The organism is Acrocarpospora macrocephala (assembly GCF_009687865.1).
GTDB classification, from domain to species: domain Bacteria; phylum Actinomycetota; class Actinomycetes; order Streptosporangiales; family Streptosporangiaceae; genus Acrocarpospora; species Acrocarpospora macrocephala.
Window position 1 is genome coordinate 276,058 of record NZ_BLAE01000011.1, and the last position, 24,039, is coordinate 300,096.

Annotated in this window: 31 protein-coding genes; 18 read left to right on the forward strand and 13 right to left on the reverse strand. The window is 68.0% G+C overall.

Going from position 1 to position 24,039, the window contains the following annotated elements:
* Positions 1 to 318 precede the first annotated feature (318 nt).
* Positions 319 to 1,005 carry a GNAT family N-acetyltransferase gene (locus Amac_RS11400; protein ID WP_155354294.1) on the reverse strand — a complete coding sequence of 229 codons (687 nt, stop codon included), beginning with the start codon at positions 1,003 to 1,005 and terminating at the stop codon, positions 319 to 321.
* Positions 1,006 to 1,291: 286 nt separating this feature from the next.
* On the reverse strand, positions 1,292 to 2,116 hold the full coding sequence (locus Amac_RS11405) for an NADP-dependent oxidoreductase (RefSeq protein ID WP_218041014.1): 825 nt from the start codon (positions 2,114 to 2,116) through the stop codon (positions 1,292 to 1,294).
* A gap of 375 nt (positions 2,117 to 2,491) precedes the next feature.
* On the opposite strand from Amac_RS11405, the gene Amac_RS11410 reads away from it, so the two are divergent.
* Positions 2,492 to 3,319: a class I SAM-dependent methyltransferase gene (locus Amac_RS11410; RefSeq protein ID WP_155354296.1), complete on the forward strand. Its 828-nt coding sequence runs from the start codon at positions 2,492 to 2,494 to the stop codon at positions 3,317 to 3,319.
* A gap of 182 nt (positions 3,320 to 3,501) precedes the next feature.
* Here Amac_RS11410 and Amac_RS11415 read toward each other — a convergent pair whose 3' ends face one another.
* Together Amac_RS11415 and Amac_RS11420 are read right to left on the reverse strand one after the other, a co-directional pair.
* Positions 3,502 to 4,044 carry a hypothetical protein gene (locus Amac_RS11415; protein WP_218041015.1) on the reverse strand — a complete coding sequence of 181 codons (543 nt, stop codon included), beginning with the start codon at positions 4,042 to 4,044 and terminating at the stop codon, positions 3,502 to 3,504.
* A complete protein-coding gene (locus Amac_RS11420) occupies positions 4,041 to 4,268 on the reverse strand; it encodes a hypothetical protein (RefSeq protein ID WP_155354297.1) in 228 nt (75 codons plus the stop codon). The genes Amac_RS11415 and Amac_RS11420 overlap by 4 nt, the downstream gene beginning before the upstream one ends.
* Positions 4,269 to 4,383: 115 nt before the next feature.
* On the opposite strand from Amac_RS11420, the gene Amac_RS11425 reads away from it, so the two are divergent.
* Positions 4,384 to 4,968 (forward strand): TetR/AcrR family transcriptional regulator, encoded by a 585-nt coding sequence (locus Amac_RS11425; RefSeq protein ID WP_155354298.1) that lies wholly within the window; start codon positions 4,384 to 4,386, stop codon positions 4,966 to 4,968.
* Complete coding sequence (locus Amac_RS11430) at positions 4,965 to 7,340, forward strand: heavy metal translocating P-type ATPase (protein WP_155354299.1); 2,376 nt, start codon at positions 4,965 to 4,967, stop codon at positions 7,338 to 7,340. The genes Amac_RS11425 and Amac_RS11430 overlap by 4 nt, the downstream gene beginning before the upstream one ends.
* A gap of 12 nt (positions 7,341 to 7,352) precedes the next feature.
* Here Amac_RS11430 and Amac_RS11435 read toward each other — a convergent pair whose 3' ends face one another.
* Genes Amac_RS11435 through Amac_RS11450 form a run of 4 tightly spaced genes read right to left on the reverse strand, consistent with a single transcriptional unit; the run spans position 7,353 to position 9,898 of the window.
* On the reverse strand, positions 7,353 to 7,985 hold the full coding sequence (locus Amac_RS11435; RefSeq protein WP_155354300.1) for a vitamin K epoxide reductase family protein: 633 nt from the start codon (positions 7,983 to 7,985) through the stop codon (positions 7,353 to 7,355).
* Positions 7,982 to 8,653 carry a DsbA family protein gene (locus Amac_RS11440; protein ID WP_155354301.1) on the reverse strand — a complete coding sequence of 224 codons (672 nt, stop codon included), beginning with the start codon at positions 8,651 to 8,653 and terminating at the stop codon, positions 7,982 to 7,984. Before Amac_RS11440 ends, Amac_RS11435 begins: the two co-directional genes overlap by 4 nt.
* A gap of 22 nt (positions 8,654 to 8,675) precedes the next feature.
* Positions 8,676 to 9,290 (reverse strand): DUF305 domain-containing protein, encoded by a 615-nt coding sequence (locus Amac_RS11445; protein ID WP_246268252.1) that lies wholly within the window; start codon positions 9,288 to 9,290, stop codon positions 8,676 to 8,678.
* On the reverse strand, positions 9,287 to 9,898 hold the full coding sequence (locus tag Amac_RS11450) for a thioredoxin-like domain-containing protein (RefSeq protein WP_155354303.1): 612 nt from the start codon (positions 9,896 to 9,898) through the stop codon (positions 9,287 to 9,289). Before Amac_RS11450 ends, Amac_RS11445 begins: the two co-directional genes overlap by 4 nt.
* A 127-nt stretch (positions 9,899 to 10,025) precedes the next feature.
* On the opposite strand from Amac_RS11450, the gene Amac_RS11455 reads away from it, so the two are divergent.
* Positions 10,026 to 10,418: an ArsR/SmtB family transcription factor gene (locus Amac_RS11455; protein ID WP_155354304.1), complete on the forward strand. Its 393-nt coding sequence runs from the start codon at positions 10,026 to 10,028 to the stop codon at positions 10,416 to 10,418.
* Complete coding sequence (locus Amac_RS11460; RefSeq protein WP_155354305.1) at positions 10,415 to 11,095, forward strand: cation efflux transmembrane domain-containing protein; 681 nt, start codon at positions 10,415 to 10,417, stop codon at positions 11,093 to 11,095. The genes Amac_RS11455 and Amac_RS11460 overlap by 4 nt, the downstream gene beginning before the upstream one ends.
* Here the strand turns inward: Amac_RS11460 and Amac_RS11465 are convergent, their stop codons facing one another.
* The gene (locus Amac_RS11465; protein ID WP_246268253.1) at positions 11,096 to 12,139 is read right to left on the reverse strand and encodes a CopD family protein; all 1,044 of its coding nucleotides are present in this window, start codon (positions 12,137 to 12,139) and stop codon (positions 11,096 to 11,098) included.
* A 97-nt stretch (positions 12,140 to 12,236) separates the two neighbouring features.
* Here Amac_RS11465 and Amac_RS11470 point away from each other — a divergent pair, with 97 nt between their 5' ends.
* Together Amac_RS11470 and Amac_RS11475 are read left to right on the forward strand one after the other, a co-directional pair.
* Positions 12,237 to 12,818 (forward strand): copper resistance CopC family protein, encoded by a 582-nt coding sequence (locus Amac_RS11470; RefSeq protein ID WP_155354306.1) that lies wholly within the window; start codon positions 12,237 to 12,239, stop codon positions 12,816 to 12,818.
* 119 nt (positions 12,819 to 12,937) lie between these two features.
* A complete protein-coding gene (locus tag Amac_RS11475) occupies positions 12,938 to 13,321 on the forward strand; it encodes a hypothetical protein (protein ID WP_155354307.1) in 384 nt (127 codons plus the stop codon).
* A gap of 41 nt (positions 13,322 to 13,362) precedes the next feature.
* Here Amac_RS11475 and Amac_RS11480 read toward each other — a convergent pair whose 3' ends face one another.
* Complete coding sequence (locus tag Amac_RS11480; protein ID WP_155354308.1) at positions 13,363 to 14,472, reverse strand: ZIP family transporter; 1,110 nt, start codon at positions 14,470 to 14,472, stop codon at positions 13,363 to 13,365.
* Positions 14,473 to 14,903: 431 nt separating this feature from the next.
* On the opposite strand from Amac_RS11480, the gene Amac_RS11485 reads away from it, so the two are divergent.
* From Amac_RS11485 to Amac_RS11525, 9 genes are all read left to right on the forward strand, one after another.
* Positions 14,904 to 15,305: an ArsR/SmtB family transcription factor gene (locus tag Amac_RS11485; RefSeq protein ID WP_155354309.1), complete on the forward strand. Its 402-nt coding sequence runs from the start codon at positions 14,904 to 14,906 to the stop codon at positions 15,303 to 15,305.
* The gene (locus tag Amac_RS11490) at positions 15,298 to 16,257 is read left to right on the forward strand and encodes a cation diffusion facilitator family transporter (RefSeq protein ID WP_155354310.1); all 960 of its coding nucleotides are present in this window, start codon (positions 15,298 to 15,300) and stop codon (positions 16,255 to 16,257) included. Before Amac_RS11485 ends, Amac_RS11490 begins: the two co-directional genes overlap by 8 nt.
* Positions 16,254 to 16,868 carry a methyltransferase family protein gene (locus Amac_RS11495; RefSeq protein ID WP_218041016.1) on the forward strand — a complete coding sequence of 205 codons (615 nt, stop codon included), beginning with the start codon at positions 16,254 to 16,256 and terminating at the stop codon, positions 16,866 to 16,868. Before Amac_RS11490 ends, Amac_RS11495 begins: the two co-directional genes overlap by 4 nt.
* A gap of 83 nt (positions 16,869 to 16,951) precedes the next feature.
* Positions 16,952 to 17,314, forward strand: a complete 363-nt coding sequence (locus Amac_RS11500) for a BlaI/MecI/CopY family transcriptional regulator (RefSeq protein WP_155354311.1) — start codon at positions 16,952 to 16,954, stop codon at positions 17,312 to 17,314.
* A 190-nt stretch (positions 17,315 to 17,504) separates the two neighbouring features.
* Positions 17,505 to 18,230, forward strand: a complete 726-nt coding sequence (locus tag Amac_RS11505; protein WP_218041017.1) for an aquaporin — start codon at positions 17,505 to 17,507, stop codon at positions 18,228 to 18,230.
* Between the two features lie 67 nt (positions 18,231 to 18,297).
* Positions 18,298 to 18,966 carry an arsenate reductase/protein-tyrosine-phosphatase family protein gene (locus tag Amac_RS11510; RefSeq protein WP_155354313.1) on the forward strand — a complete coding sequence of 223 codons (669 nt, stop codon included), beginning with the start codon at positions 18,298 to 18,300 and terminating at the stop codon, positions 18,964 to 18,966.
* Between the two features lie 56 nt (positions 18,967 to 19,022).
* Positions 19,023 to 19,412 (forward strand): arsenate reductase ArsC, encoded by a 390-nt coding sequence (locus tag Amac_RS11515; protein ID WP_155354314.1) that lies wholly within the window; start codon positions 19,023 to 19,025, stop codon positions 19,410 to 19,412.
* A 35-nt stretch (positions 19,413 to 19,447) separates the two neighbouring features.
* Complete coding sequence (locus tag Amac_RS11520) at positions 19,448 to 19,783, forward strand: ArsR/SmtB family transcription factor (RefSeq protein WP_155354315.1); 336 nt, start codon at positions 19,448 to 19,450, stop codon at positions 19,781 to 19,783.
* A gap of 11 nt (positions 19,784 to 19,794) precedes the next feature.
* Positions 19,795 to 21,024: a GNAT family N-acetyltransferase gene (locus Amac_RS11525; protein ID WP_155354316.1), complete on the forward strand. Its 1,230-nt coding sequence runs from the start codon at positions 19,795 to 19,797 to the stop codon at positions 21,022 to 21,024.
* Here the strand turns inward: Amac_RS11525 and Amac_RS11530 are convergent.
* Genes Amac_RS11530 through Amac_RS11540 form a run of 3 tightly spaced genes read right to left on the reverse strand, consistent with a single transcriptional unit; the run spans position 21,004 to position 23,108 of the window.
* A complete protein-coding gene (locus Amac_RS11530) occupies positions 21,004 to 21,369 on the reverse strand; it encodes an ArsR/SmtB family transcription factor (RefSeq protein ID WP_155354317.1) in 366 nt (121 codons plus the stop codon). The two genes, Amac_RS11525 and Amac_RS11530, sit on opposite strands and share 21 nt — an antisense overlap.
* A 31-nt stretch (positions 21,370 to 21,400) precedes the next feature.
* On the reverse strand, positions 21,401 to 21,799 hold the full coding sequence (locus Amac_RS11535; RefSeq protein ID WP_174900157.1) for a hypothetical protein: 399 nt from the start codon (positions 21,797 to 21,799) through the stop codon (positions 21,401 to 21,403).
* Positions 21,777 to 23,108 (reverse strand): FAD-dependent oxidoreductase, encoded by a 1,332-nt coding sequence (locus Amac_RS11540; RefSeq protein WP_155354318.1) that lies wholly within the window; start codon positions 23,106 to 23,108, stop codon positions 21,777 to 21,779. The genes Amac_RS11535 and Amac_RS11540 overlap by 23 nt, the downstream gene beginning before the upstream one ends.
* 340 nt (positions 23,109 to 23,448) lie before the next feature.
* Between Amac_RS11540 and Amac_RS11545 the strand changes: the two genes are divergently transcribed.
* Together Amac_RS11545 and Amac_RS11550 are read left to right on the forward strand one after the other, a co-directional pair.
* Positions 23,449 to 23,838, forward strand: coding sequence for a VOC family protein (locus Amac_RS11545; protein WP_155354319.1), 390 nt, complete (start codon positions 23,449 to 23,451; stop codon positions 23,836 to 23,838).
* Between the two features lie 45 nt (positions 23,839 to 23,883).
* On the forward strand, positions 23,884 to 24,039 hold the full coding sequence (locus tag Amac_RS11550) for a hypothetical protein (protein WP_174900158.1): 156 nt from the start codon (positions 23,884 to 23,886) through the stop codon (positions 24,037 to 24,039).

Genomic DNA, 24,039 nt, shown 5'->3' on the forward strand with positions numbered 1-24,039 from the left:
TATCACCGCAAGCCAGGGCCAGGAGATGGCCCTGCATTCCGCACGTGACCACCATTGACCTGGGGCCGATCACCTAAGGTGCTGGCTCTTGTATAGCAACTGAGCTGCAACGATGCAGCATGTGCGGAAAACGGGGCTAGCCGCCGGGGTTCGTGAGGCTGGCCCGCCAAGCTCGTTAATCCCCAGCTTCCGCAACCCAATGCGGGCCCGTACCTATCACCGCAGGCCGGGCCCAGGGGGTAGTGGCCGGGGTTTTTGGACCGAGCCCTAGGTTTCCGCGACTCAAGCCACCGGGGCCTGCATCTGATCCCGGACCGGTCAGCCGACCAGAATCGGAACTCGCAGGAGTTGGAAGGTCGTGGTGCGGCGGAGCCGGAAGCCGAGTGATCGGTAAAGGCGGATCGCGCCGACGTTGTCGGCCACGGTGTGCAGGAAGGGGAGGTCTCCGCGCTCCCGCACCCCGGCCGCCACCGCCAGCACCAGCCGCCCTGCCAGCCCTCTCCCCCGGAACGCCTCATCGGTGCAGACGGCGCTGATCTCCGTCCACCCGGGCGGCCGCAGCCGCTCCCCCGCCATCGCGACCAGCGCGCCGCCCCGCCTTATCCCCAGGTACGAGCCGAGCTCGATGGTCCGCGGCAGGAACGGCCCCGGCTGAGTCCTCTCGACGAGGTCCATCATCTCCGGCACGTCCTCAGGACCCAATTGGACCGCTTCGTCGTCGGGCGCACCGGTCACATCCTCGCCGGTCATCTGCACCCCCGCCATGTTGAACACCACCTCCCATCCCTCCGGGGGAACAACGGCCAGCCCCGCCACCGCCACCGTCCCTCCCCGCCCGGCCAGCTTGGCCACGTCGTCCCAGTCCGACGAGGACGGCCGGTCCGGCAGAGCCAGGAACGGGGAGACGTCGAGCGGATACCGCAACGCACCCCCATGCCGCTCGGCGAAGTGCGCATGAGGCCCCGTCAAGGCCGCCCACGCGGGGTTATCCAGTACCTCAGTCACGCCAGTACCTCACTCATTGCTGTACCTCACTCGTTCCAGCGCCTCACTCACACCAGCACCTCGATCACACCGGCACCTCGATCACGCCGGCACCTCGATCACGCCAGCACCTCGATCACACCGACGCCTCGCGCACACCGGCACCTCGATCACACCAGCGCCTCGCGCACTCCAGAGCCTCGATCACACCGACGCCTCGATCACACCAGCGCCTCGCGCGCTTCGGCACGTCGCGCATTCCAGTGCCTCGATCGCTCCGGCGCCCCCGCGCACACCAATGCCCCGATCACTCCGGCACTTCGATCACGACCTTGCCGCGGGCGTGGCCATCCTCCACCAGGCGCAGCGCGCTCGCGGCCTCGGCCAGCGGGAAGATGGTCGTCACATACGGGTCCAAAGCCCCCTGAAGGACCAGCTGTGCCAGCGCGTCCAGCGTCTCCCTGTTCCGCGTCCGGGCCACCCATACGCCCCCGAGCGCGGTCACCGTCGCCAGGTCGGCAGCGCTGACCAGCCTGCTCCGATCCTTGAGCGCGTCGGCTACTTCTTCCAGGGCCACCCCGCCGACCAGGTCGAAGATCGCGTCGATCCCGTCCGGAGCAGCGGCGGCCACCCGGTCCGCGACCCCAGGCCCCGGCTCCACATGGGTCACGCCCAGCGACGCGACGAAGTCCTTCTTGGCGGCGCTCGCGGTGCCCACCACGTGGAGACCGGCATGACGGGCGAGCTGCGCGGCGGCCACACCCACGCCTCCCCCGACCCCGTTGATCAGCACGGTCGAGCCCGGCGGCAGGCCGAACTGCCGGATGCCGTCGTACGCGGTGGCCGCCGCGACCGGCAGTGTCGCCGCGTCCGTGAACGACAGCCCGGAGGGCTTGTGCGCGGTCAGTTCGGCGGGCAGCAGCGCGTACTCGGCGAAGCTTCCCGCGAGCGCGTTGCCGAACACCGCGTCCCCGCCCTGAAACCCCTCGACACCCGCGCCGACCTCGACCACCACTCCCGCCGCTTCACGCCCAAAGGCGACCGGGAACGCCACCGCACCCGTCTGCCCATACCCGCCCCGCACCTTCCAGTCCACCGGATTCACCCCAGCCGCCCGAACCGCGACCAGCACCTGCCCCTCCCCCGGAACCGGCCGAGGCAGATCAGCGAACCCCTCAACCTCAGGGCCACCATGCTCGTGATAAACGTACGCTCTCGACATCCAGATCCCCTTCCTCATGCGGCCAACCCCACCCGGCGGAACGGCCACATCGTGACCACATCCACCTCCACAGACGGCCACCACCTCGCAGACGTCCTTGGCAACACCCACAACCTCAGCATGATTCCACTTTTCCGTCAATACCTACCCATTTAGTAGGAATCTTCAACAAGCAGCACCTCGGCAGCGCGACCTGGCTTGACGCCCCGAACTGGCTCTAGCCCGGCTCAGCCACTCAGGATGAAAAGGTTTGGTGAATCTCGCCCTGTGGGCCATCCTTCACCTATGTCCGAGCATGAGCCGAACGAGGATGGGATCGCGCTGAATCGCACCCTCTGGGACGAGCGCGCCCGGATCCACGGCTCGACCTCCACCGACAGGTTCTACGACGTCGATTCCTTCCTGGCCGGACGGCAGACCCTCTACGCGCTCGAACGCGAACTGGCCGGCGAGGTAGCGGGGAAAGACCTGCTCCACCTGCAGTGCCACTTCGGGATGGACACCCTGAACTGGGCCCGCCTGGGTGCCCAGGTCACCGGCGTCGACTTCTCACCCGTGGCACTCAAACGGGCCCGCGAACTGGCCGGGCAGGCAGGCCTGACGGCCACCTTCGTCGAAGCCGACACCCAGCACCTGCCCGCCACCCTCGCGGAGGGCTTCGACCTGGTGATCGCCACCTACGGGGTGCTGTGCTGGATCGCCGACATCGATGCATGGATGCGCGGCGCGGCGATGGCACTGCGACCCGGCGGCAGCCTGGTGCTGGTGGACATGCACCCGGCCTACCAGACCGTCGCCTCCATCGATCCGCTGATCGCCGACTGGCCGTACGGCGGCGGCCAGGCGCACCGGGAGACCGTCACCGGAACCTATGCCGAGCCCGGCCTCTCGACCGCGCCGCAGGAAACGGTCCAGTACCCGTACTCGCTCGGCGAGATCGTCACCGCGACCGCCGGCGCGGGCCTCACCGTGAAACAGATCGGCGAGCACGTGGCCGTCGAGATGGACCCCCGCGGCATGCTCCCCCTGGGAGAAGACGGGCTGTACCGGTTTCCCTTCGGCGACTCACACCTCCCCGTCCTGTATTCGCTTCGCGCCTGCCGCGACGCGTGACTCTCAGGAAACAGCCGCTCAGTTCCGCGCCCTTCGCACGAGCCGGGCAGCGATGATCGTGCGGGTGGCTTCGAGGGTGCCGACACTGTTGTCCAGGCAATCGCCATCTCCGAGAGAGCCACCCACAGTCCGGTCGGCGCGGGGTTGGCCCGCCTCCCAGCCAGCAGACGGCAAGCGCGCCCTCACACCTGGGTGGCGCCGCGTTCCCTTACCGCCGCTGTTCGCCGCCCGTCTTGTACGCGCTGGCCGTACGCGGTTGTGCCTCGGGGCTTGTACACCGCCAGCACGGTGGCCACGATCAGCAGGAGCAGGGCGAGCACGGCATGAATCATGGGGGACGGTTCCCGCAACGCACCGAGATCGTCGCCGGGCGCTGCCGCGACGTCGGCCAGGTAGCTCAGAGTTCGCATGTACATCAGCAAGACGATGATGGCGCCGATGTTGATGAGCAGTTTGAACAGGACCCAGTAATGCCGGAAAAGGCCCCACGTCGTGCCCAGTGACTGCACGAGCCCGGTGAGAAGTGATGCGAGGGCCGAAGGGACAAGGACCAACCAGGCGGTCGGTCCCATCACGAGATACGCGGCACGTACCGTCTGAGCATCCTTGCCGGCCAGGCCCACCAGGGCGAGAGCGAGGAAGACGACGACCGCGCCAAGCCAGCCGACAGATGAAATGACATGAACGGTCAGCGCCAGTTTGCGCAGGCGGGGGTTCATGGTCATCGGCGATCGTCCACAGGCAATGCGTGCTCGGCCGCCACCAGGCTGACGGGCGGGGACGTCCCCATGCCACCGGTATGGCGACCAGGCCCGTGAGTTCCCCCGCCGAACAGCATCAGAACGCCGAAGAGCAGCGCAAGCGCCAGAGCGATGATCCCGAACACCTTCACCCAGCGTGGTGGGCCGGTGTCGTTGCTGGAGCCGGAGTCGCTGGGCAGATCAGCCATCGGAGCATCCACTCTTCCTCATGCGATTGCGATGTCGAATTGCTCGCAGTTTACGAGACACTATGTCTATGTCAATACAGAGTGTCCCGACATCGTCGTTGCGTATAGTGGTGGGGTGCCCAGGATTTGGAATGACACGATCGAGGCACACCGCCGCGCGGTCCGCGAGGCCATCCTGGACACCACCGCAACGCTGGTGGCCGAGCAAGGGCTGGCGTCGGTCACGATGTCGCAGATCGCCGGGAAGACCGGCATCGGCAGGGCGACGCTGTACAAGTACTTCTCAGACGTCGAATCGATCCTGCTCGCCTGGCACGAACGCCAGATCACCGCCCACCTCGAACATCTGGCCCACGCGCGAGACCGCGCCGGCGACGCCCGCCGGCGACTCGAAGCAGTGCTGGAGGCATTCGCCCTCATCTCCCACGAGTCCCACGGTCACCATGGCACCGAACTCGGGGCCTTCCTCCACCGGGACGAACAGGTCGTCCGGGCTCAGCGGCAGCTCCACGACATGGTCCGAGATCTGCTGGCCGAGGCCGCGGCGACCGGCGGCCTCCGCCAGGACGTCGCGCCCGAGGAACTGGCGACCTACTGCCTGCACGCGCTCACCGCGGCGGGCAGCCTGCCGTCCCCGGCCGCCGTGCGCCGCCTCGTCAAGGTGACTTTGGCCGGTCTGCAAGCGGAGACCGATCTATGACACAGCACAGCCAGGTACACCCGGGCCCCGGGAAGGACCGCAGCACCGTTGTTCTCGATGTCAGCGGTCTGCTGTGGGTCTCGCAGCAGAATGCCGTCGCGGCTCGTCTCGGCCGGCGTCCCGGAGTGCTGGATGTGGAGGTCAACCCGGTCGCCCAGACGGCGACGGTGGTGTTCGACCCGAGGGTCACCTCCCTGCCGGAGCTGCGCGCCTGGGTGATCGAATGCGGCTACCACTGCGCGGGCCAGTCGGTTCCCTCCCACATCTGCGACCCGATGACCGAACCCGATCCGCCGGTGCCGGGCCATGCCGGGCACGTCGAGGTCGAACGTGGCGTCACTGTGCGGCCGGATGAGGCCCCCCACGAGATGATGGGCCATGGCGGGCACGCGGGGATGTCGATGGCCGCGATGGTGGCCGACATGCGCAACCGGTTCCTGGTGGCGGCGCTGTTCTCGATCCCGATCGTGATGTGGTCACCGATCGGCACCGACGTGCTCGGCCTGGACGTGCCGGTCCCGTTCGGACTCCGCCAGGACGTGTGGGCGCTGCTGCTCTCCCTGCCGGTGATCCTCTACTCGTGCTGGATCTTCTTCGACGGCGCGGTACGGGCGCTGCGGGCCCGCACGCTGGACATGATGGTGCTGGTCGCGGTCGCCGTCGGCGCGGGCTGGCTGTACTCGCTGGTGGTCACGCTCACCGGCGGCGGCGAGGTGTTCTACGAGGCGGCGACCGTGCTGGCCGCCTTCGTCCTGCTCGGGCACTGGTTCGAGATGCGCGCCCGAGGCGGCGCCAACGACGCGGTCCGTGCCCTGCTCGACCTGGCCCCGCCCAGGGCGACGGTCATCCGCGACGGCGAACCGGTCGACGTGCCCACCGCGGCGGTCGCCGCCGGAGACCTGCTGCTGGTACGGCCCGGCGCCAAGATCCCCGTCGACAGCCTGGTCGAGGACGGCCAGAGCGAGGTCGACGAATCCATGGTCACCGGGGAGAGCCTGCCGGTGCACAAGCAACCCGGCTCGGCCGTCATCGGCGCCACCATCAACCGCAACGGAACCCTGCGCGTACGCGCGACCAAGGTGGGCGCCGACACCGCGCTGGCACAGATCGTCAAGCTGGTCCAGCAAGCCCAGAACTCCAAAGCGCCCGGGCAGCGGCTGGCCGACCGGGCGGCGTTCTGGCTGGTCCTGGTCGCCCTGGTCGGCGGCGGGCTCACCTTGGGCGCCTGGCTGCTGGCGCGAGAGCCGTTCAGCGTGGCGATCCTGTTCGCCATCACCGTCGTCGTCATCACCTGCCCGGACGCGCTGGGCCTGGCCACCCCGACCGCGATCATGGTCGGCACCGGCCTGGGCGCCCAGCGAGGGGTGCTGTTCAAGAACGCGATCGCCTTGGAGACCTCCGCCCGCGTCCAGGTCGTCGTACTGGACAAGACGGGCACCCTGACCAGGGGCGAGCCGGAGGTCACCGACGTCATCACCGACGGCTGGGCCGAGGACGACCTGCTGGCGCTGGTGGCCGCGGTGGAGCGCGAGTCGGAACATCCGCTGGCCGAGGCCATTGTCGGCCACGCCGACGCCCGCGGGCTGAACCGGACGCGGGCCGAGCGGTTCGAGAACGTGCCCGGCCACGGCGCCGTCGCCGAGGTGTCCGGGCATCGCGTGGCGGTGGGCAACCGGCGCCTGCTGGAACGCGAGGGGATCGCCCTGGGCACGCTCGGCCCACGTCGCGACGAGGTGGCCGAGGGCGGCAGAACGGCGGTCATGGTCGCGGTCGACGGCGTCGCGGCCGCGGTGATCGGCATCGCCGACGCCCCACGGAACACCTCAGCGACGGCGGTGGCCGCGCTCCATGAGCTCGGGGTCGAGGTGGTCATGCTGACCGGCGACAACACCGCGACCGCCAACCGGATCGCCGGACAGCTCGGCATCGACACCGTCATCGCCGACGTGCTGCCAGGGGACAAAGCCGCCGCCATCGCCCGGCTGCAGGCCGGTGGCCGCAAGGTCGCCATGGTGGGAGACGGGGTCAACGACGCCCCCGCGCTGGCCCAGGCCGATCTGGGCATCGCCATCGGCGCGGGCACGGATGTGGCCATCGAGACCGCCGATGTGGTGCTGATGCGCTCCGACCCGCTGGACGTGCCCACGGCGCTGCGCATCGGCCGGGGCACGCTGCGCAAGATGCGGCAGAACCTGGGCTGGGCGATCGGCTACAACACCCTGGCCCTGCCCATCGCGGCGGGCGTCTTCGAGCCCGCGTTCGGCCTGATGCTCCGCCCCGAGATCGCCGCGGTGTCGATGTCCGGCTCCAGCCTCATCGTCGCCGTCAACGCCCTGACCCTCAAGCGGCTGCGCCTGCCCTCGACCAGATAGCCCAGCCCCTGGTCATAGAAGAGTCGCCCAGTAGCTCCAGAACCGTTGGATGATCAGCACTAGGACGGCGAAGCCCCAGAGCATGGGTACGGTGCTGTGGAACTTGATTGCCGTTGTTATCAAGCTTCGGCCGGGGCTTTGGGTGGGCGCTGAGCTGATGAGGTGGAGTGTCACGTACCAGAAGATGGGGATTGTGACGGCCCACACGGCCATGCAATAGGGGCACAGGGCTTGGATGCGGTAGAGGCTCTGGAAGATCAGCCAGTGGACGAGGATGACTCCCGCGAGGCTGCCGGCCAGGAGGCCGTGCCAGAACCAGGGGCGGAATCGCGCGCCGGCCCACAACGCTGTGCCTGTGGTCGTTACGACGGCGAAGGCGAAAATTCCCAGGAGTGAGTTGGGGAAGCCGAATAGTGCCGCCTGGTCGCTTTTCATGATTGAACCGCAGCTCAGCACGGGGTTGATGCTGCAGCTGGGGATGTAATCGGGGTCGGCTGCCAAGTTGAGCCGTTCGACGGTCAGCAGGAAGGCCGCGGCTAGGCCGATGGTTCCGCCGACGGTGAGGACGATGGGGAGCATTCGTGCGATGTTCGGGGTGTTCTCGCGCCGCGTGAATGTGGCGGCGGGTTGAAGGTTGCCGATCATGAGGCCAGCGCTGCGTCGATCTTGCTCTTGAGGTTCTCGTAGGTGGGGTCCACGTCCAGCGGGACACCGTTGAAGAAGATCGTGGGCGTGGCTTGTACGCCGAGTGCGAGTCCGTCGTCCTGGTCTTTCTTGACCCGCTCAGCGGTGCCAGGGGCAGCGAGATCACGCTCGAAGGCGGCCATGTCCAAGCCGAGGCTCTGGGCCAGGCTCAGGAAGTACGCCTGCTTGGATTCCGTTGCCTCGCCCCATTCCTGTTGCGTCTGGAACAACTTGGCGTACATGTCTTCGAACTTGCCCTGCCGGGCAGCGGCCTCGGCTACCTGGGCCGCCAGTTCGCCGTTGCGGTGGCCGGGCAGGGGGAAGTAGCGGACGACCACGTTGATCTGCCCGCTGTATTCGGCACGGATGCGTTCCATGTTCGGGAAGGTGGCTCCGCATGCCTCGCATTCGAAGTCCAGGAACTCCACCAGGGTCACCTTGCTGTCCGGGGCCTTGGAGAGCAGGTGACTGTCCGCGCGAATGAGGAGGCCCTGGGCTGCGGGCGCGGCCCCGGATGGCGCGCCGCTCGGCTGGCTGGCGTTGTCGGTGCCGCCCAGCAGGGAGAAGGCCACAACGATGGCGGCCATCGCGGCTGCGATTACTGCCGTGATCTTAATGTTCGTCGACATGTTCAGTCCTGATTGATTGTGTTCACGGACCCGCCGCGCTGGTCTTTTGGAGGCCGGAATCGCCGCGTGCCGTCAGCAGGCGCCGCATGACCTCGATCTCGCTGGACTGCGCGGTCAGCATCGCCTGTGCGAGAAGGCGGACTTCGCGTTGAGCGGTGAGCTGGAGAGCGGCCTGGGCCATCGAAGCGCCGCCTTGGTGGTGGGGGATCATCAGGCGGAGGAAGAGCACCTCGGCCTCGCGCCCGCTGGCCTTCTCCAGTGCTTTGAGCTGGTCCGCGGTCGCCATTCCCGGCATCGAGGCCGGTTCGCCGGGAGTGTCGGCGTGGTGGTCGCGCATCCAGGTCATGGGTGGGCCCGATGGTGCTTGGGGCAGGCCCCACAGGGTGAGCCAGGCGTACATCTGTCCGATCTGGTGCTGCTGGGTGGTGGCGATGTCGTAGGCGAGGGTGCGGATCTCCGGATCGGTGGTGCGGTCGCGGACGACCATGGCCATGCGCACCGCCTGGGCATGGTGGACCTGCATGTCCCGGGCGAATCCCGCTTCCGGGGACTCGTCACCCGGCGTGGAGGGAGTCAGCAGCCAATAGGCCGACAGCGCCACCCCTGCCAGCAGGACCAGCACAGCGGTCAGCTTCACGTGAGCGGTTCCCCGGTGCCCCCTGTGCAGGGCGCGCCGGGTTCCGGCGCGTCCGGGGCCTGGATGTAGGCCCGCAAGAAGGCGGGAAGCCGAGGGTCGTCAGCGCCGTCGAGGGTCAGCTGCTTGCCCCAGGCGCTGGCGATCACGGGTGCCTGCTGCCCGTCGTACGGCGAGAGGATCACATAGTCGCGGCCGTTGAGGACGTTGACGACCTTCTCCACCTCGGTGATCGGGAGGTCGGGCCGGACGGTGATCCACACGGCGCCGTGCTCCTGAGCGTGTACGACGTTCTCCTTGCGCAAGGACTGGGCGTACACGCCGCAGTTCTGCCACTTGGGGTCGTGGTCTCCGCCGATGGGCGGGCTGTGCTGGTAGGTCACGGGATCGGTGGTGTGGTCGCGTTTGTCGAAGGTGGCGACCCGCACCGCGTCCAGGGAGGACTTCGATCGTTCACGGATGATCAGCACGGCCACCGTCGTCACCACCGCGACCAGCGTCACGAACGCGGCACTGACCACGATGATCGTGCGAGCGCCTTCGCGCCGCCGCTGCTTGGTCTGGAGTTGTGCAAGCCGCTCCTTTCTCGTCAGGGGGGACTTATCGCTCATGGCTCCTCGCTCGGTGCGCTCATCCGGAAGTTCTACGTCGCGTAGAACTTCTACAGCATGTCGAATATGGGCGTCATAAGCCCAGAGGGCTTGACTATCGATCGCCAAGCAGAGCTATCATCGTCAAATGGCGATTAATGAGAGCGGGCGGTGTGTCACCGCCGACATCGCGGCTGGTATCTCCCCTGCCGCGGCGCTGTTTCACTCGCTGGCCGATGAGACGCGGCTGCGGATCGTGGCCCGGCTGGCCCGCGGTGAAGTACGCGTCGTGGACCTGACCGCCGAGCTCGGGCTGGCCCAGTCCACGGTGTCCAAGCACCTGGCCTGCCTTCGTGACTGCGGCCTGGTCGATTACCGGGCCGAGGGCCGCCAGTCGTTCTACGCCCTGACCCGGCCCGAGCTGATGGACCTGCTCGCGGCGGCCGAGCATCTGCTCGGCGCCACCGGTCACGCCATCACTCTGCGTCCCGGCGAACCGGTCGGCGGCTTGGTGGACGCCGAGCCGGAGCCCGCGTCGTGACCACCGTGAACCTTGACGCCGTGCTGGCACGCCGAACGAAGTTGCGGAGCCGGATCCGGCTGCTGGTGGCGGCCGCCATCACCTACAACGTGATCGAAGCCGCCGTCGCGCTCACCGCCGGGACCATCGCCTCCTCCGCGGCGCTCATCGGCTTCGGCCTGGACTCGGTGATCGAGGTGGCCTCGGCCGCCGCCGTCGCCTGGCAGTTCTCGGTCGCCGATCATGAGCGGCGGGAGAAGGCCGCGCTCCGGGTCATCGCGCTGTCCTTCTTCGCCCTGGCCGCCTACGTCACCTTCGACGCCGTACGCGCCTTGCTGGGCAGCGGAGAAGCCGAGCACTCCACACCCGGGCTCATCCTGGCCGCGCTGTCCCTGCTGATCATGCCGTTCCTGTCGTACGCCCAGCGCAGGACCGGCCGCGAACTCGGCTCGGCGAGCGCGGTCGCCGACTCCAAGCAGACCCTGCTGTGCACCTACCTGTCGGGGGTCCTGCTGGTCGGGCTCGCGCTCAACAGCCTGTTCGGCTGGTCCTGGGCGGACCCGATCGCCGCCCTGGTCATCGCCGCCGTCGCGGTCAAGGAAGGCCGTGACGCCTGGCGAGGAGAGGCCTGCTGCACAGCCGGTACGGCATCCGCCGAATCCGGCACGGCGGAGTGCGCAGACGGGTGCTGCCGCTGATCAGATCAGGGTGGAAGCCCGGCTCAGGACCACGGCGATGCCATACGCCAGCCCCATGACCGCCACCTCGACGCTCCCCCACGCGATCAGGCTCGTACGTTCCTGGCGGATGACGCGCGGGAGCAGCCACCAGCGGATCTTCGCCCCGAGAACGGCCACGACCAGCAGGCAGGCGGTCTTGGCGATGACGAGCTGCCCATACGGAGTGGCTACCAGTCCGGCGGGCAGTTCCGCGTCCAAGGCGAGCTGGGTCAGGCCGTTGATCAACCCGGTAGCGGTGACCACGAGAAGGCAAATGGTAGCCAGGCGCGAGAATCGTGGCAGAGCTTCGGCCAGCAGGCCACGGTTGGGCGCGGCCAAGACGAGAAGCGCCACCAGGCCACCGGTCCACAACGCGGCGCCGCCGACGTGCAACTCCATCGAGATCATGCTGAGGTCGTGCCAGTACCATTGCGCGGCATGCCCGGTCACCGGCAGGGGGAACAGCCCGAACAAGGCGACGATGATCCGCAGCTCGGCCGGTACGCTCTCGCCGAAGCGCACCGCCAGCCGCCCCACACCCGCCGCGACCAGGGCGCATCCCGCGCTGATCAGGAGCCCTTTGGGGGCGCTGACCTGGTCGATGTACTCCCCGACCTGACCGAGTGTCGGCATCTCCCCTGGGCTGAGAACCTCCGAAGCCTGAAGGACGACCGCCGCGAGCGCGCAGGCCGCCCAGAGGAAGGCGGCGTGGACGGTCCACGGGCGGGCTCGGCGCATGATCGGCTCGGTCAGGTCCGGGCGATCGAATCCCAGCAGTTTGGGCAGCAGGCTGAGCCCGACCACCGTGGCGGCGGCCACGTCCAGCAGCGCCCGTACCGCCGGAAGACCCAGGCGGACCACTGGCCCGGGTTCGGGCAGGCCGGGAACCGGGGCCGGGGCGGCGGCGATGCCCGCGACCATGGCGGCGGCGATCGCCGCCAGTACCAAACCGGCGATCACCGATGAGGTCGGCCGTACCTGATCAGGGGCGGTTATTGAGGTCGCGGCCACGCGTTCGCTCACCTGGCTTCTGCTGCGGGGGGTGGGGCAGGCTCATTCATCTTCGACATAATGTAGAAGCTCGCGAGAGCGGTTCAGCCCTCCGAAGGAGAGTTCCCTCATGTTTCTGCGCCGATCGATGATCCTTCTGTCCGCCGCAGCGGCCCTGCTCGGAACTGCCATGCCGGCGCAGGCACATGACGCGTTGAAGTCCAGCAACCCCGCCAAGAACGCCAAGGTGGAGGCGATCGATCAGGTCGTCCTGGAATTCACCAACGCGGTCAGGTTCCCCAAGGTCATCGTGACCGATGCCGCCGGAAAGTCATTCCAGCAAGGCGAGGCCGACCTGAAGGGCAAGACGGTGACCCAGCGCGTCACCACACCGCTTCCTCCGGGCAAGTACACGATCGCCTATCGGGTGGTCTCCTCCGACGGTCATCCTCGTACCGGAGAGGTGCCCTTCACCGTGACCCCCTCACCGACGCCCACCACCAGCCCGAGCCCGCCGCCGAGCGAATCGGCGAGTCCATCCCCGGCGGCGGCGACATCGGCGCCTCCGCTCGCGACGCCTTCGGCGGAACCGGTGGCCGCTACCTCGGGCGGAGCCTCCTCAATGACGGTGTGGATTCTCGTGGGCGTGGGGGCCCTCGTTGTCGTCACCGTGTTCGTGCTGACGGGCCGAAAGCGCCGCCCAAGCGACTGAGCACGTGCTTCTATGAACCGTAGAAACAAGGGCGGCGTATCTCCGGGTGAGTAATCACGCCTGACCGGGAGTTCACAGCCATGAATCCCCTATACGTGCCAGAGCGGGGGCGAGCGCTGATGCCGATCCGTTCCGCCACCATGATGTTCGTCTTGATTCTCGGCGCAGCAGCCTGCGGATCAAGCGAGAGCGCCGCTCGTGAAGCGGGCCCTCCCGCCAGCGTCGAACAGCTGGTCTCCACGATCGGCTGCGCGAGTTCTCACATTCAAATCGACGCCGATGAGCTACGGCAGGGAATCTGCGAGACGCCGCAGGGCCGCTACACCATAACGACCTTCGTCACCGAGAAGGGCAAGCGCGACTGGCTCGACTACGCCCAGATGTACGGCGGAATCTACCTCGTCGGCACCCGCTGGGCGGTCATCGCCAGCCCTGACCTCCTGGAGACGCTGCGAGGCCGGACCGGCGGCCAGATCGAAGATCTGAGTCACTCATCGCAGTGACGGCCTGGCACCGATCGCCGGTGCCAGGACATGCCAGGGAATCACCGAACCATTCGAGTCGAGGAGACGGTTTCCACGAGATAGGCGCGCTGTCGTTTCGTGAGATCGCCGACTGTGCGGGTGGGCTCGATGCCTTCGGCCGCCAGCAGGTCTTCCACGCCATCGCCGTACAGACCGCGCAACAGCCACCCGATGTAGGTCTTCTTTGTCAGTTTGTCGGTACGGGCGAACACCTCCGACAGGCTGAGTCGCCCTTCGGTCAAGGCTGCCCGCAGCTGCTTCCTGTCAAGAGGAGGAGAAGGAGTAGGCGTCGGCGAGGCCGCCGGCGCGGGAAGGCGAGCCATGGCCTGCCCCAGGGATGCCGGACTCTGATCGGCGTGCTGGTCCTCGGGCATCCAGTGCATGGCGGCCATGAGCACCGCCATCGTCCCGGCCAGCGCGATCGCGCTGACCAGGTGCCGCCGGGGCAGCCGCCCGTCCTGCTGTCTGCTCGCCGCCAGCTTCATGCCCACCACGGCCGTACGGAGGAGAACACCGGCCACCACGCCGATCAGAATGGGCTCGACCTGAGGCGGAATCGGACTGATCGTGGCGATCAGGACGCCGACCGCCGGACTGACGCAAGAAACCGTCAGCCACGGTGTCAGCCGTTGTTTCGCCATGTCCAGGAGCGCGGTCAGAGCCAGACCCTCGCTGGTGGAATGGACCATAAGGGCGATCACCACGATGGCGGACGCGGTCAGGGCCAGTGTCGCGCCCTCGACCGCGCGGTGCACCGACAGCGCCGCCGCCGTACCCATGCCGCCGAACACCGCGGCGCTGAGCACCTCCTTGACCCGGCGGTGCAGACCGGGCCTGTGCTCACCACCGGCCGGTTTTGAGCTTTCATGGTCGTGCCCGCAGCCCTTTCGGGTGAAATAGGTGATCACCAGGAATCCGAACAGGATCGCCAGCCCCAGTGCCCACACCGGGACGCCGTTCTCGTTCGCCCCCTGCCAGGCGTCCGGGAGCATGTCGATCAACGCGGTGACCAGCATCAGCGCGGACGCGATCGCCAGCAGCGCGGTGACTTGCCGGGATTTCCGCCTGGCCAGCCAGGCGCCCGCCAGGGTGGACAAGGTGATCAAGATAACGGCCAGCCACACTGCCATACCTGGAGGTCGTCCTTCCAACGTCGGCTCCATCAGGAGCATCGCGTAATCCCTTCTTCGAGGTCGTGACGGTCGGGGACCGCCGACGCGCGGCCGGCGGTCCCCGGGTGATTCACTCCGCGGCGCAGCAGCCGTCCTGAGCGGCGTCGCCGGCGCATTGGTCGGGGCTGGTTCCCGCAGTGCTCTGCTCCGCGGGTTCATCCAGGTGATGTTCGGTGTGTTCGTCGTGGGCATGTGAGGCGTGGGGGTGATGGGCATGCGTCATGGCATCCTCCGAGTAGGGCTCTCACCTGCGTTCATTGCAGAGAGTAGATATCCAGCTACTCAACGTTTACACATCTGAGCAAGTGTTCAAGTCTGCCGAGGGAGCCGATGACCTGACGGTGAGTAGTTGTTGACATCCCTTGGGCTCGCCCTGCACACTCCGTCATATGAACAATGATTCAAACGTTGTAGTGGAGCTGTCGCCCGACGCCTGTCCGACACCGGTGGTGGACGCCGAGCGGGTGACCGCCGTCCGGCAGGCGCTGCCCTCCGAGGAGGTCGTGCAAGACCTCGCCGACGTTTTTTCGTTGCTGGCCGATCCCGGCCGGTTGCGCCTGATGGCCGCGCTGCTCGAAGGCGGCGAGATGTGCGTCTGCGACCTGGCCGCCGCCACCGGGCAGAGCATGTCCGCCGCCTCGCACGCGCTGCGCCTGCTGCGCACCCACCGGGTGGTCAAGGTGCGCCGTTCCGGGCGGATGGCGTACTACCAGCTGGCCGACTCCCACGTCCGCATGCTGTTCGACCTCGCGATCACCCACATCGGCCACGAGGAGCGAATCGATGTCTGACCACGGGCACGGCCATGGGCATGGGGTCAGCGGGGAGGCCGACCGCCGTTACCTGACCGGTGCGCTCGCCCTGATCGTCGGTTTCATGGTGATCGAGGTCGTCATCGGCTTCATCGCCCAATCGCTGGCGTTGATCTCCGACGCCGGGCACATGCTCACCGACGCCATCGCCATCGTCTTCGCGCTGATCGCCATGCGCATCTCCGCCCGTCCGCCACAAGGTGGCTTCACTTACGGGCTGAAACGCGCCGAAATCATCTCAGCGCAGATCAACGGCATCACCCTGCTGCTGCTCAGCGCGTACTTCATCTTCGAGGGAGTACGCCGGATCATCGAACCCCCCGACGTCGAGGGTCTGTACGTGGTCGTGACCGGCCTGGCGGGCATCGCGATCAACCTGGCGGCCACCTGGCTGATGTCCAAGGCCAACCGGACCAGCCTCAACGTCGAAGGCGCCTACCAGCACGTCCTCAACGACCTGTTCGCCTTCATCGCGACCACGATCGCCGGAGCGGTCGTCTGGCTCACCGGCTGGGGCCGCGCCGACGCCCTCGCCGCCCTGGTCGTCGCCGCGCTCATGCTCAAGGCCGGCTGGGGCCTGGTCCGCGACTCCGGCCGCGTCTTCATGGAAGCCGCCCCCGTCGGCATGAACCCCACCGAAATCGGCACCAAAGCCGCAGCCCTCGACTCCGTCGTAGAAGTGCACGACCTGCACATCTGGGAAGTCACCTCCGGCTACGCCGCGATGTCGGCCCACATCCTGGTAGAGCCCGGCGCCGACTGCCACGCGGTCCGCGTCGCCGCCGAGCGCCTCGTCCACGACCAGTACGGGATCGAGCACACCACTCTGCAAGTCGACCACGCGCCCGAAGCACTGCTGACGGTCGGCGCCCACTGCGCCGACCCCCACGGCCCTTCCCACAAAGCCGGTACGCCTGGAGCCGAGGCGTGATCATCGCAGGCTTACTCGTCTACACCCTCGGCCTCCTGGTGCTCTTCGGCTACCGGAGCTGGATCCAGTACCGGCAAACGGGAAGCACCGGCTTCATCGGCATCCGGGAACGTCCCGGCAGCATCGGCTGGTGGGGCGGCGTCCTGTTCATCCTCGCCATCGCGGCCACGGTGCTCGCCCCGCTCCTGGCCGCGATCGGGATCCTCACCCCGGCGACCACGCTGACCCACCCCGTCCTCGGCGTTCTCGGTCTCGCCCTCGCCCTCATCGGTCTGATCGCGACCTTCCTCGCCCAGAACACCATGGGCACGTCATGGCGCATCGGTGTCGACACCGACGAGCGTACGAGCCTGGTGACCGGCGGTATCTTCGCCTGGGTCCGCAATCCGATCTTCACCGCGATGACGACGGCACTGCTCGGACTGCCCTTCCTGGTGCCCACCTGGCTGTCGCTGACCGCTCTGGTGGCCTTGGTCGCCGCCATCGAGATCCAGGTCCGAACCGTCGAGGAGCCCTACCTCGCTCGTGTTCACGACTCCGCTTTCACCGACTACACCGCACGAACCGGCCGCTTCCTGCCGGGCGTCGGCACCAAGCCCATTCGCGGCTGAACCGTAGTGCCTGCGGCGCTCGTTGCGCGGGACCCGGATCGCGTACCCTCTAGCATCGGCGATGGGAACGTAAGGGGTGCGCGGTGCGGCTCGGCCACCTGGAACGCTCGATCATGGAGACACTGTGGAAACATCCCGACGGGATGTTCGCCCAGCAACTCGCCGACGCCCTCCCGTCCAAGCCGGCGGTCACCACCGTACTGACCGTTCTGGTACGGCTCTCGCACAAAGAGCTGGTGTCGCGGCACCGCGAAGGACGCGCCCACCTCTACAAGGCCACCGGCGACAGAGACGCCTTCGTGGCGGAGTCGATGCGCGTCGCCTTGGACCAAGCAGGCGACGTCGAGGCGGCGGTGATGCGTTTCGTCGGCACGGTCTCACCTGAGGTCACCGCAGCGCTGAGAGCGGCATTGCGAGAGCACGAATCCAACGGGGGTTCTCGGTGACGCTGGTTCAGCGCCCTCCACACATCGATAAGGATAAATATCGATATTGTCGAATTCGATGGCTATCGATACAGTGCGGAAGCTAGCGAGTGAGACCGACTCAGTGGCGAATCAGCCTGAACGCCGATCACTCGGCCCCTTCAGTCGCCGATGAGGACAGACCATCAACCGCTCCCACGTAACGGCTCTGGTGACCTCTCTGGCGAGGCGGCTGCTCGCCGAGTTTTCCGGCACCGCGCTGCTCGTGAGCGTGGTGGTCGGTTCGGGGATCATGGCCCAGCGTCTCTCGACGGATATCGGCCTCCAGCTTCTAGCCAATTCCACGGCTACCGTGTTCGGTCTGGCCGTACTCATCGCCGTCCTCGGACCAGTGTCCGGCGCGCACTTCAACCCTGTCGTGTCCCTGGCCGACTGGTGGATCGGCCGTAAGAGCGGCGCTGGGCTGACGGCTGGAGATCTCGGCGGCTATGTTCTCGCGCAGATCCTGGGCGCGGTCGCCGGTTCGATGCTGGCCAATGCCATGTTCGCCGAGCCGGTCGTAGCCTGGTCGACCACCGATCGCAGCAGTGCTCACCTGTGGCTGGGCGAGGTCGTCGCGACGGCGGGGCTGCTCATGGTGATCTTCTCCCTGGCCCGCTCTGGACGTACAGCGCTGGCTCCGGCCGCCGTGGCCGCCTACATCGGCGCCGCCTACTGGTTCACCTCCTCCACCAGCTTCGCCAACCCCGCGGTCACCATCGGCCGGGCATTCTCCGACACCTTCGCGGGTATCGCGCCCTCATCGGTCCCCGGCTTCCTGGTCGCTCAGGCGATCGGTGGAATCGTCGGGCTGCTGCTGGTCCTGGGGCTGTTCGGCCGACCCGAGGCGGGCCTCGAGGAGCAGCCGGTCATGTCGGATTCATCGTCCGGCCGCTGACGGGTTCCTACGAGGACATCAGCTCTTCTTTTGACGCACCGTCATTAGGTCAGCAATTATTGAGGCAATGAACGCTGACTTGATTGGCCGGGCGCGGGTGCACTCGGCCCTCGGTGATCCCGCGCGATTGGCGATCGTGGACTGGCTCGCCCTGGGCGACGCCTCTCCTGGGGAGATGGGCGGGGCGCTCGGGTTGCCGACCAACCTTTTCGCCCACCACGTGAAGATCCTCCAGGAGGCGGGCGTGGTGGAACGGCGGCGCTCCGAAGGCGACCGGCGCCGCACCTACCTCCGGCTGGTGACCGAAGCGCTGGACGATCTCATGCCCGCGCCGCTGCGACGCGTCCCCCGGGTGGTGTTCGTGTGCACCCACAACTCCGCCCGATCCCAACTCGCCGCCGCCCTCTGGCGGCAGCGCAGCACGGTCCCCACCGCCTCGGCCGGCACCAGCCCCGCCAAGCGGATCAACCCGCGCGCCTTTGACGTCGCCCGCCGGCACGGCCTCGACCTCGATCAAGCCCGCACCTCCCACCTGGACGAAGTCGTACGGCCCGATGATCTGGTCATCGCGGTCTGCGACCCCGCGCACGAGCAGCTGGGCGACCGCGAGCGCCTGCACTGGTCGATCGCCGACCCGGTCCGCGTCGGCACCCAAGACGCGTTCGAAACCGCGTTCACCGACATCGCCCGCCGAATCGACCGCCTGGTCCCGGCCGTCCAATCTCCGCAGGAGTAGCCCCATGCCCGAGACCTACCACCACGCCGACCTGAGGTTCACGAAGGAGCCTGTGCATGCCTAGCGTGTTGTTCGTCTGCGTCCACAATGCGGGCAGGTCCCAGATGGCCGCCGGGTGGCTGGCCCATCTGGCGGGCGACCGAATCGAGGTCCGCTCAGCGGGCTCAGCCCCGGCCGATCAGATCAACCCCGTCGCCGTCGAAGCCATGCGTGAGGTCGGCATCGACATCACCGCCGAGCACCCCAAGATCCTCACAGTGGACGCGGTGGAGGCCTCAGACGTGGTCATCACCATGGGCTGCGGTGACGCCTGCCCGATCTACCCCGGCAAACGCTACGAAGACTGGCAACTCGACGACCCCGCCGGTCAGGGCATCGACGCCGTCCGCCCGATCCGCGACGAGATCCGGACCCGTGTCGAAAAACTGATCAAGGAGCTGACCTAGGCATTCGACTATCCATCGACTATCGTCGATTAACGATGGATAGAGATGCGAAGCCGCTCGATCGGGCTGATGCCGAGGAGTACGCGAGCTGGTTCAAGGCGCTGGCCGACGCCACCCGGATCCAGATCGTGTCGCTGCTGGCCCGGCGCCGGGAGCCGATGACCGTCGGAGAGATCGTGACCGCCTCCGGTGTTGGGCAGTCGACCGTCTCGCACCATTTGAAGATCCTGGCCGAGGTGCGGTTCGTCCTGGTGGAACGCCAGGGCACCTCCAGCCTGTACCGGATCAACGAGAACTGCGTGAGCTGCTTCCCCACCGCCGCCGACGTGGTCATGGGCAACCCAGTGCCGGAACCTCCCACCTGCGACTGAGGAGCTGTGCGATGGCACCTGAACAGATCATCCAGCGCTACTCCGGACTGGCCAGGAAGGCCATGGAAGGCGACCCTGTCACCGACTGCGGCCCGGACGCCTTTGCCGACGGCTGCTTCGGCGCTGCGGGTTACGACGACACCGCCGGGCTGCCGGAGGGCGCTCTGCTGGCCAGCCTCGGCTGCGGTAACCCGGTCGCCGTCGCCGACTTGCGTGCCGGGCAGACGGTGCTCGACCTCGGCTCGGGCGGCGGCATCGACGTGCTGCTGTCGGCTCGCCGGGTCGGCCCGTACGGCAAGGCGTACGGGCTGGACGCCAGCCCGGACATGGTGGAACTCGCCCGGCGCAACGCCGTCGGCGTGGACAACGTCGAGTTCCTGCACGGCACCATCGAGGCGATCCCGCTGCCCGGCCACATGGTCGACGTGGTCATCTCCAACTGCGTGATCAACCTGTCCAGCGACAAGGCCGCCGTGCTGGCCGAGACCTTCCGGGTGCTCAAGCCCGGCGGCCGGTTCGGCGTCAGCGACGTCGTCACCGTACACGCCCTGGACCCGGAGCTCCGGGCAGCGACCGAACAGCGCATCGGCTGTGTCGCCGGATCCCTCACCGTCGGCGAATATCGCGACCTGCTGGCCGCCACGGGCTTCGTGGGGACGACGATCACGCTCACCGCCGACCACGGCGACGGCGTGCACTCGGCGATCATCCAGGCCGTCAAGCCCGCGATCTTGCCAGGGCTGGAGATCCGTCCGATGCGCGAGAGTGATGCCGCCCAGGTCCTGGCCATCTACCAGGCCGGGCTGGACACGGGCCAGGCCAGTTTCGAGACGGTCGCCCCCTCCTGGGAGGGTTTCACCGCGGGAAAGCTGGCGCACCTGCGCTACGTCGCCGCCGACACCGAGACGGGTGAGGTCGTCGGCTGGGTCGCCGCTTCACCGGTCTCCGGTCGGCCCGTGTACGAGGGAGTGATCGAGCACAGCGTCTACGTGCACCCAGGCTGCCAGGCCCACGGCATCGGCCGCGCCCTCATGACCGCCTTCATCACGGCATCCGAGGACGCGGGCGTCTGGACGATCCAAACGGGCGTCTTCCCCGAGAACGCCCCCAGCCTCTCCCTGCACCAGGCGCTCGGCTTCCGCGTCGTCGGCACCCGCGAGCGCATCGGCCGCCACCACGGCCTCTGGCGCGACGTCATCCTGCTGGAGCGCCGCACCGGGTCAGACGGGGGTGAGCTCTAGATTGGGCGCGGGCTCGGTCAGCGGCGCGAACGCGGCGCCAAGCTTGTTCACCACCTCGGGGATGATCCGGTAGTAGACCCAGGTCCCCCGCCGATCGCCGTCAATCAATCCGGCTGTGCGCAGGACCTTCAGGTGATGGGAGATCGTCGGCGCGGTCAGGTCGAAGGCGTCGGTCAGATCACAGACACACGCTTCGCCGCCCGCGTGTGAGCCGATCATCGACAGCAGGCGCAGCCGCACCGGATCGGCGACGGCCTTGAGCAGGACCGCCAGTTCGGCCGCGTCGGTCTCCGACAGCGGCTCGCGTGCGATCGGCGCGCAGCACTGGATCGTGACGGCGGCCATCCGGCCCTCCTTGCTTCGAAGCCCATCGAAATTATAGGCGATGGTACGCCAGCAGGGCGAACGCGGCGATCGCGGAGGCGACGGCCACCGCGGCCATGACCCAGCCATAACCGGCTGACTGGGCGAGCGCGACCGCGCCGAGCGGGGCCAGGGCCTTGTCGGCGACGGAGAAGGTGGCGATGCGGCCGGACAGGGTGGCGTAGGCGGCGGTGCCGTACCGGCCCACCAGCAGGTGCGGCAGGGTGATGGAGACGATGCTGAAGCCGAGCACGCAGCCGACCGCGCCGGGCACGCTCCGCCCGGCCAGCGGCAGCACGGCTACCCCCTGCAGGGCGAAGATCTCTGCGGCGATGAGCGCGGCGGGCATCCGGGTCTGCAGGCCGTTGGTGATCAGTCGATCCTTGCCTTCAGCCGCAGCAGCCGCCGCCATCGGCGGTGATCAAGGGAAGCTGGGTGGCGAGCAGGCTGCCGCTGATGCCGGTGGCCTGGCCGACGCGCCGCTCCTGAGCCTCGGCGAGGCCGGAGGAGCAGACGCCGGTCTCGGGGAGGTCGAGCTGGACGTGGCGGGCGGCCTCCCAGTCGCCGGTGATGGCGGCGACGACGGAGCGGACCTGCTCGTAACCGGTGGCCATCAGGAACGTGGGGGCGCGGCCGTAGCTCTTCACCCCAACCGCGTAGTAGCCGCTCTCCGGGTGGGCCAGCTCGTCGGCGCCGTGGGCGGGGACGGTGCCGCAGGAGTGCTGGTTCGGGTCGATCAGCGGGGCCAGAGCCCGGGTCGAGCCGAGGATCGGGTCGAGGTCGAGCCTCAGCTCGGAGGCGATCGAGTGGTCGGGGCGGAAGCCGGTCGCCGACACGACCCGGTCGGCGGTGACGGACTGCTCGGCCCCGGACGGATCGCGGCTGACGACCCTCAGTGTTTCGCCGTCCGCGTGGACGGAGTGGGCGTAGAAGCCGGTCAGCAGCGTGATCCGGCCCGAGGCGACGTGTTCCTTGAGGCGGGAGCCGAGTGCGCCGCGGGCGGGGAGGGCGTCGGCCTCGCCGCCGCCGTAGGTGCGGCCCGGGCTGCCGGCGCGGATCGCCCAGGTGATCTGGGCGTCCTCCAGCTGGGCGAGGGCGAGCAGGGTGGTGGCGGCCGAGTGGCCCGCGCCGACGACCAGGGTGTGCCGGCCCTCGTAGCGCTCCCGGTCGGCGCCCAGCACGTCAGGCAGGGCGTGGTCGATCAGGTTGCCGGTCTCGCCGTACGCGGGCAGGCCGCTGGCGCCCAGGACGTTGGCGTACGCGCCGGAGGCGTCGATGACGGCGCTGGCCTGGAGTTCTTCGCCGGTGGCGGTTCTGATCAGGAAGGGGGCGTCCGCGCGGCCGCTGGTGCGTACGCGGTCGAACCCGAGGCGGCTGATCGCGGTCACCCGCACGCCTAGGCGGACCCGGGGGCCCAGGAGCTTGGCCAGTGGGGCGAGATAGTCGGAGATCAGCTCGGCACCGGTGGGCAGCCATTGCGGGTCGGGCGCGGTCCACCCGTCGGTCTCCAGCAGGCGGCGGGCGGCGGCGTCGACGTTGAAGCGCCACGGGCTGAAAACCCGCACGTGCGCCCACTGCGCGACGGACGCCGCGACCTGCTCTCCGGCCTCCAGGACCAGATAGTCCTGCCCCCGCTCGGCCAGGTGCGCCGCGGCGGCCAGCCCGACCGGGCCCGCCCCGATCACCACGACGGGGAAGGCACCGCTCTCGCTGAGACTCATGTCCACACTCCCGTTGATTAGAAGAGTATCGAAGCAACTGCTAAACTGCATCACTGATTAGAGATATGTCAAATCAGCATCCATCTCCGGGCGGCTCCGTCTACCCAGGAAACGAGATGGAGGTTCGACCATGAACTGTTGTTCCGCGCAGACCCAGCAAACCTGCTGCCCCCCGAGGACAAGGCCGACTGCTGCGAGCAGTCCGACGGCTGCGACTGCCAGTAGGAGACCACGATGACCCAGGCCCTCGACCACCTGCCCGCGCTTCGCGAGCGCCTGCTGGCGTTCATGGCCCGCAGAGTCGACATTTCTACGGCCCGGCGACGGGAGGATGAGGGACATGACGCACTACAGCAGGCTCTACAAGGTCGTGATCGATGTGCCGGAGGGCGATCACGACAAGGAACTGACGTTCTGGCAGGAGGCGACCGGCCAGACACTGACCCGAAACCAGCAGTACCCGGAGTACCACGGCGCCCACTTGCCCGGGGACGTCTTCGCCCTGCTCATCCAGCGACTCGGGACAGGCCCCGCACGCATCCACCTCGACATCCACACCGACGACCTGGAGGCGGAGACCGCGCGCCTGGAGTCCCTCGGCGCTCGACGCCTGCGACTGGTGAACGACCATTGGTGCGTCATGGAGGACCCCGCCGGACTGCCCTTCTGCGTCATCCCCCAGCCCCCGGGCTCCCTGAACGACCACAACGCCCAACGCTGGGACGACTGACACCCGGGGGCGGCCTTGACGGAGCTGAAGGATCTCGAAACAGTCTTGGATCGCTACGCGCTCTTCCACGCCACCCACGCCGAGTTGCTGCGCGAGCTCGGGCGGCCGCAGGAGGCCAGGCGGCGCGACGAACGCGCGCTCGCCCTGACCGCCAACCCAGCCCAGCAGGCGCTGCTGACCCAGCGGCTGACCTGGAACTGA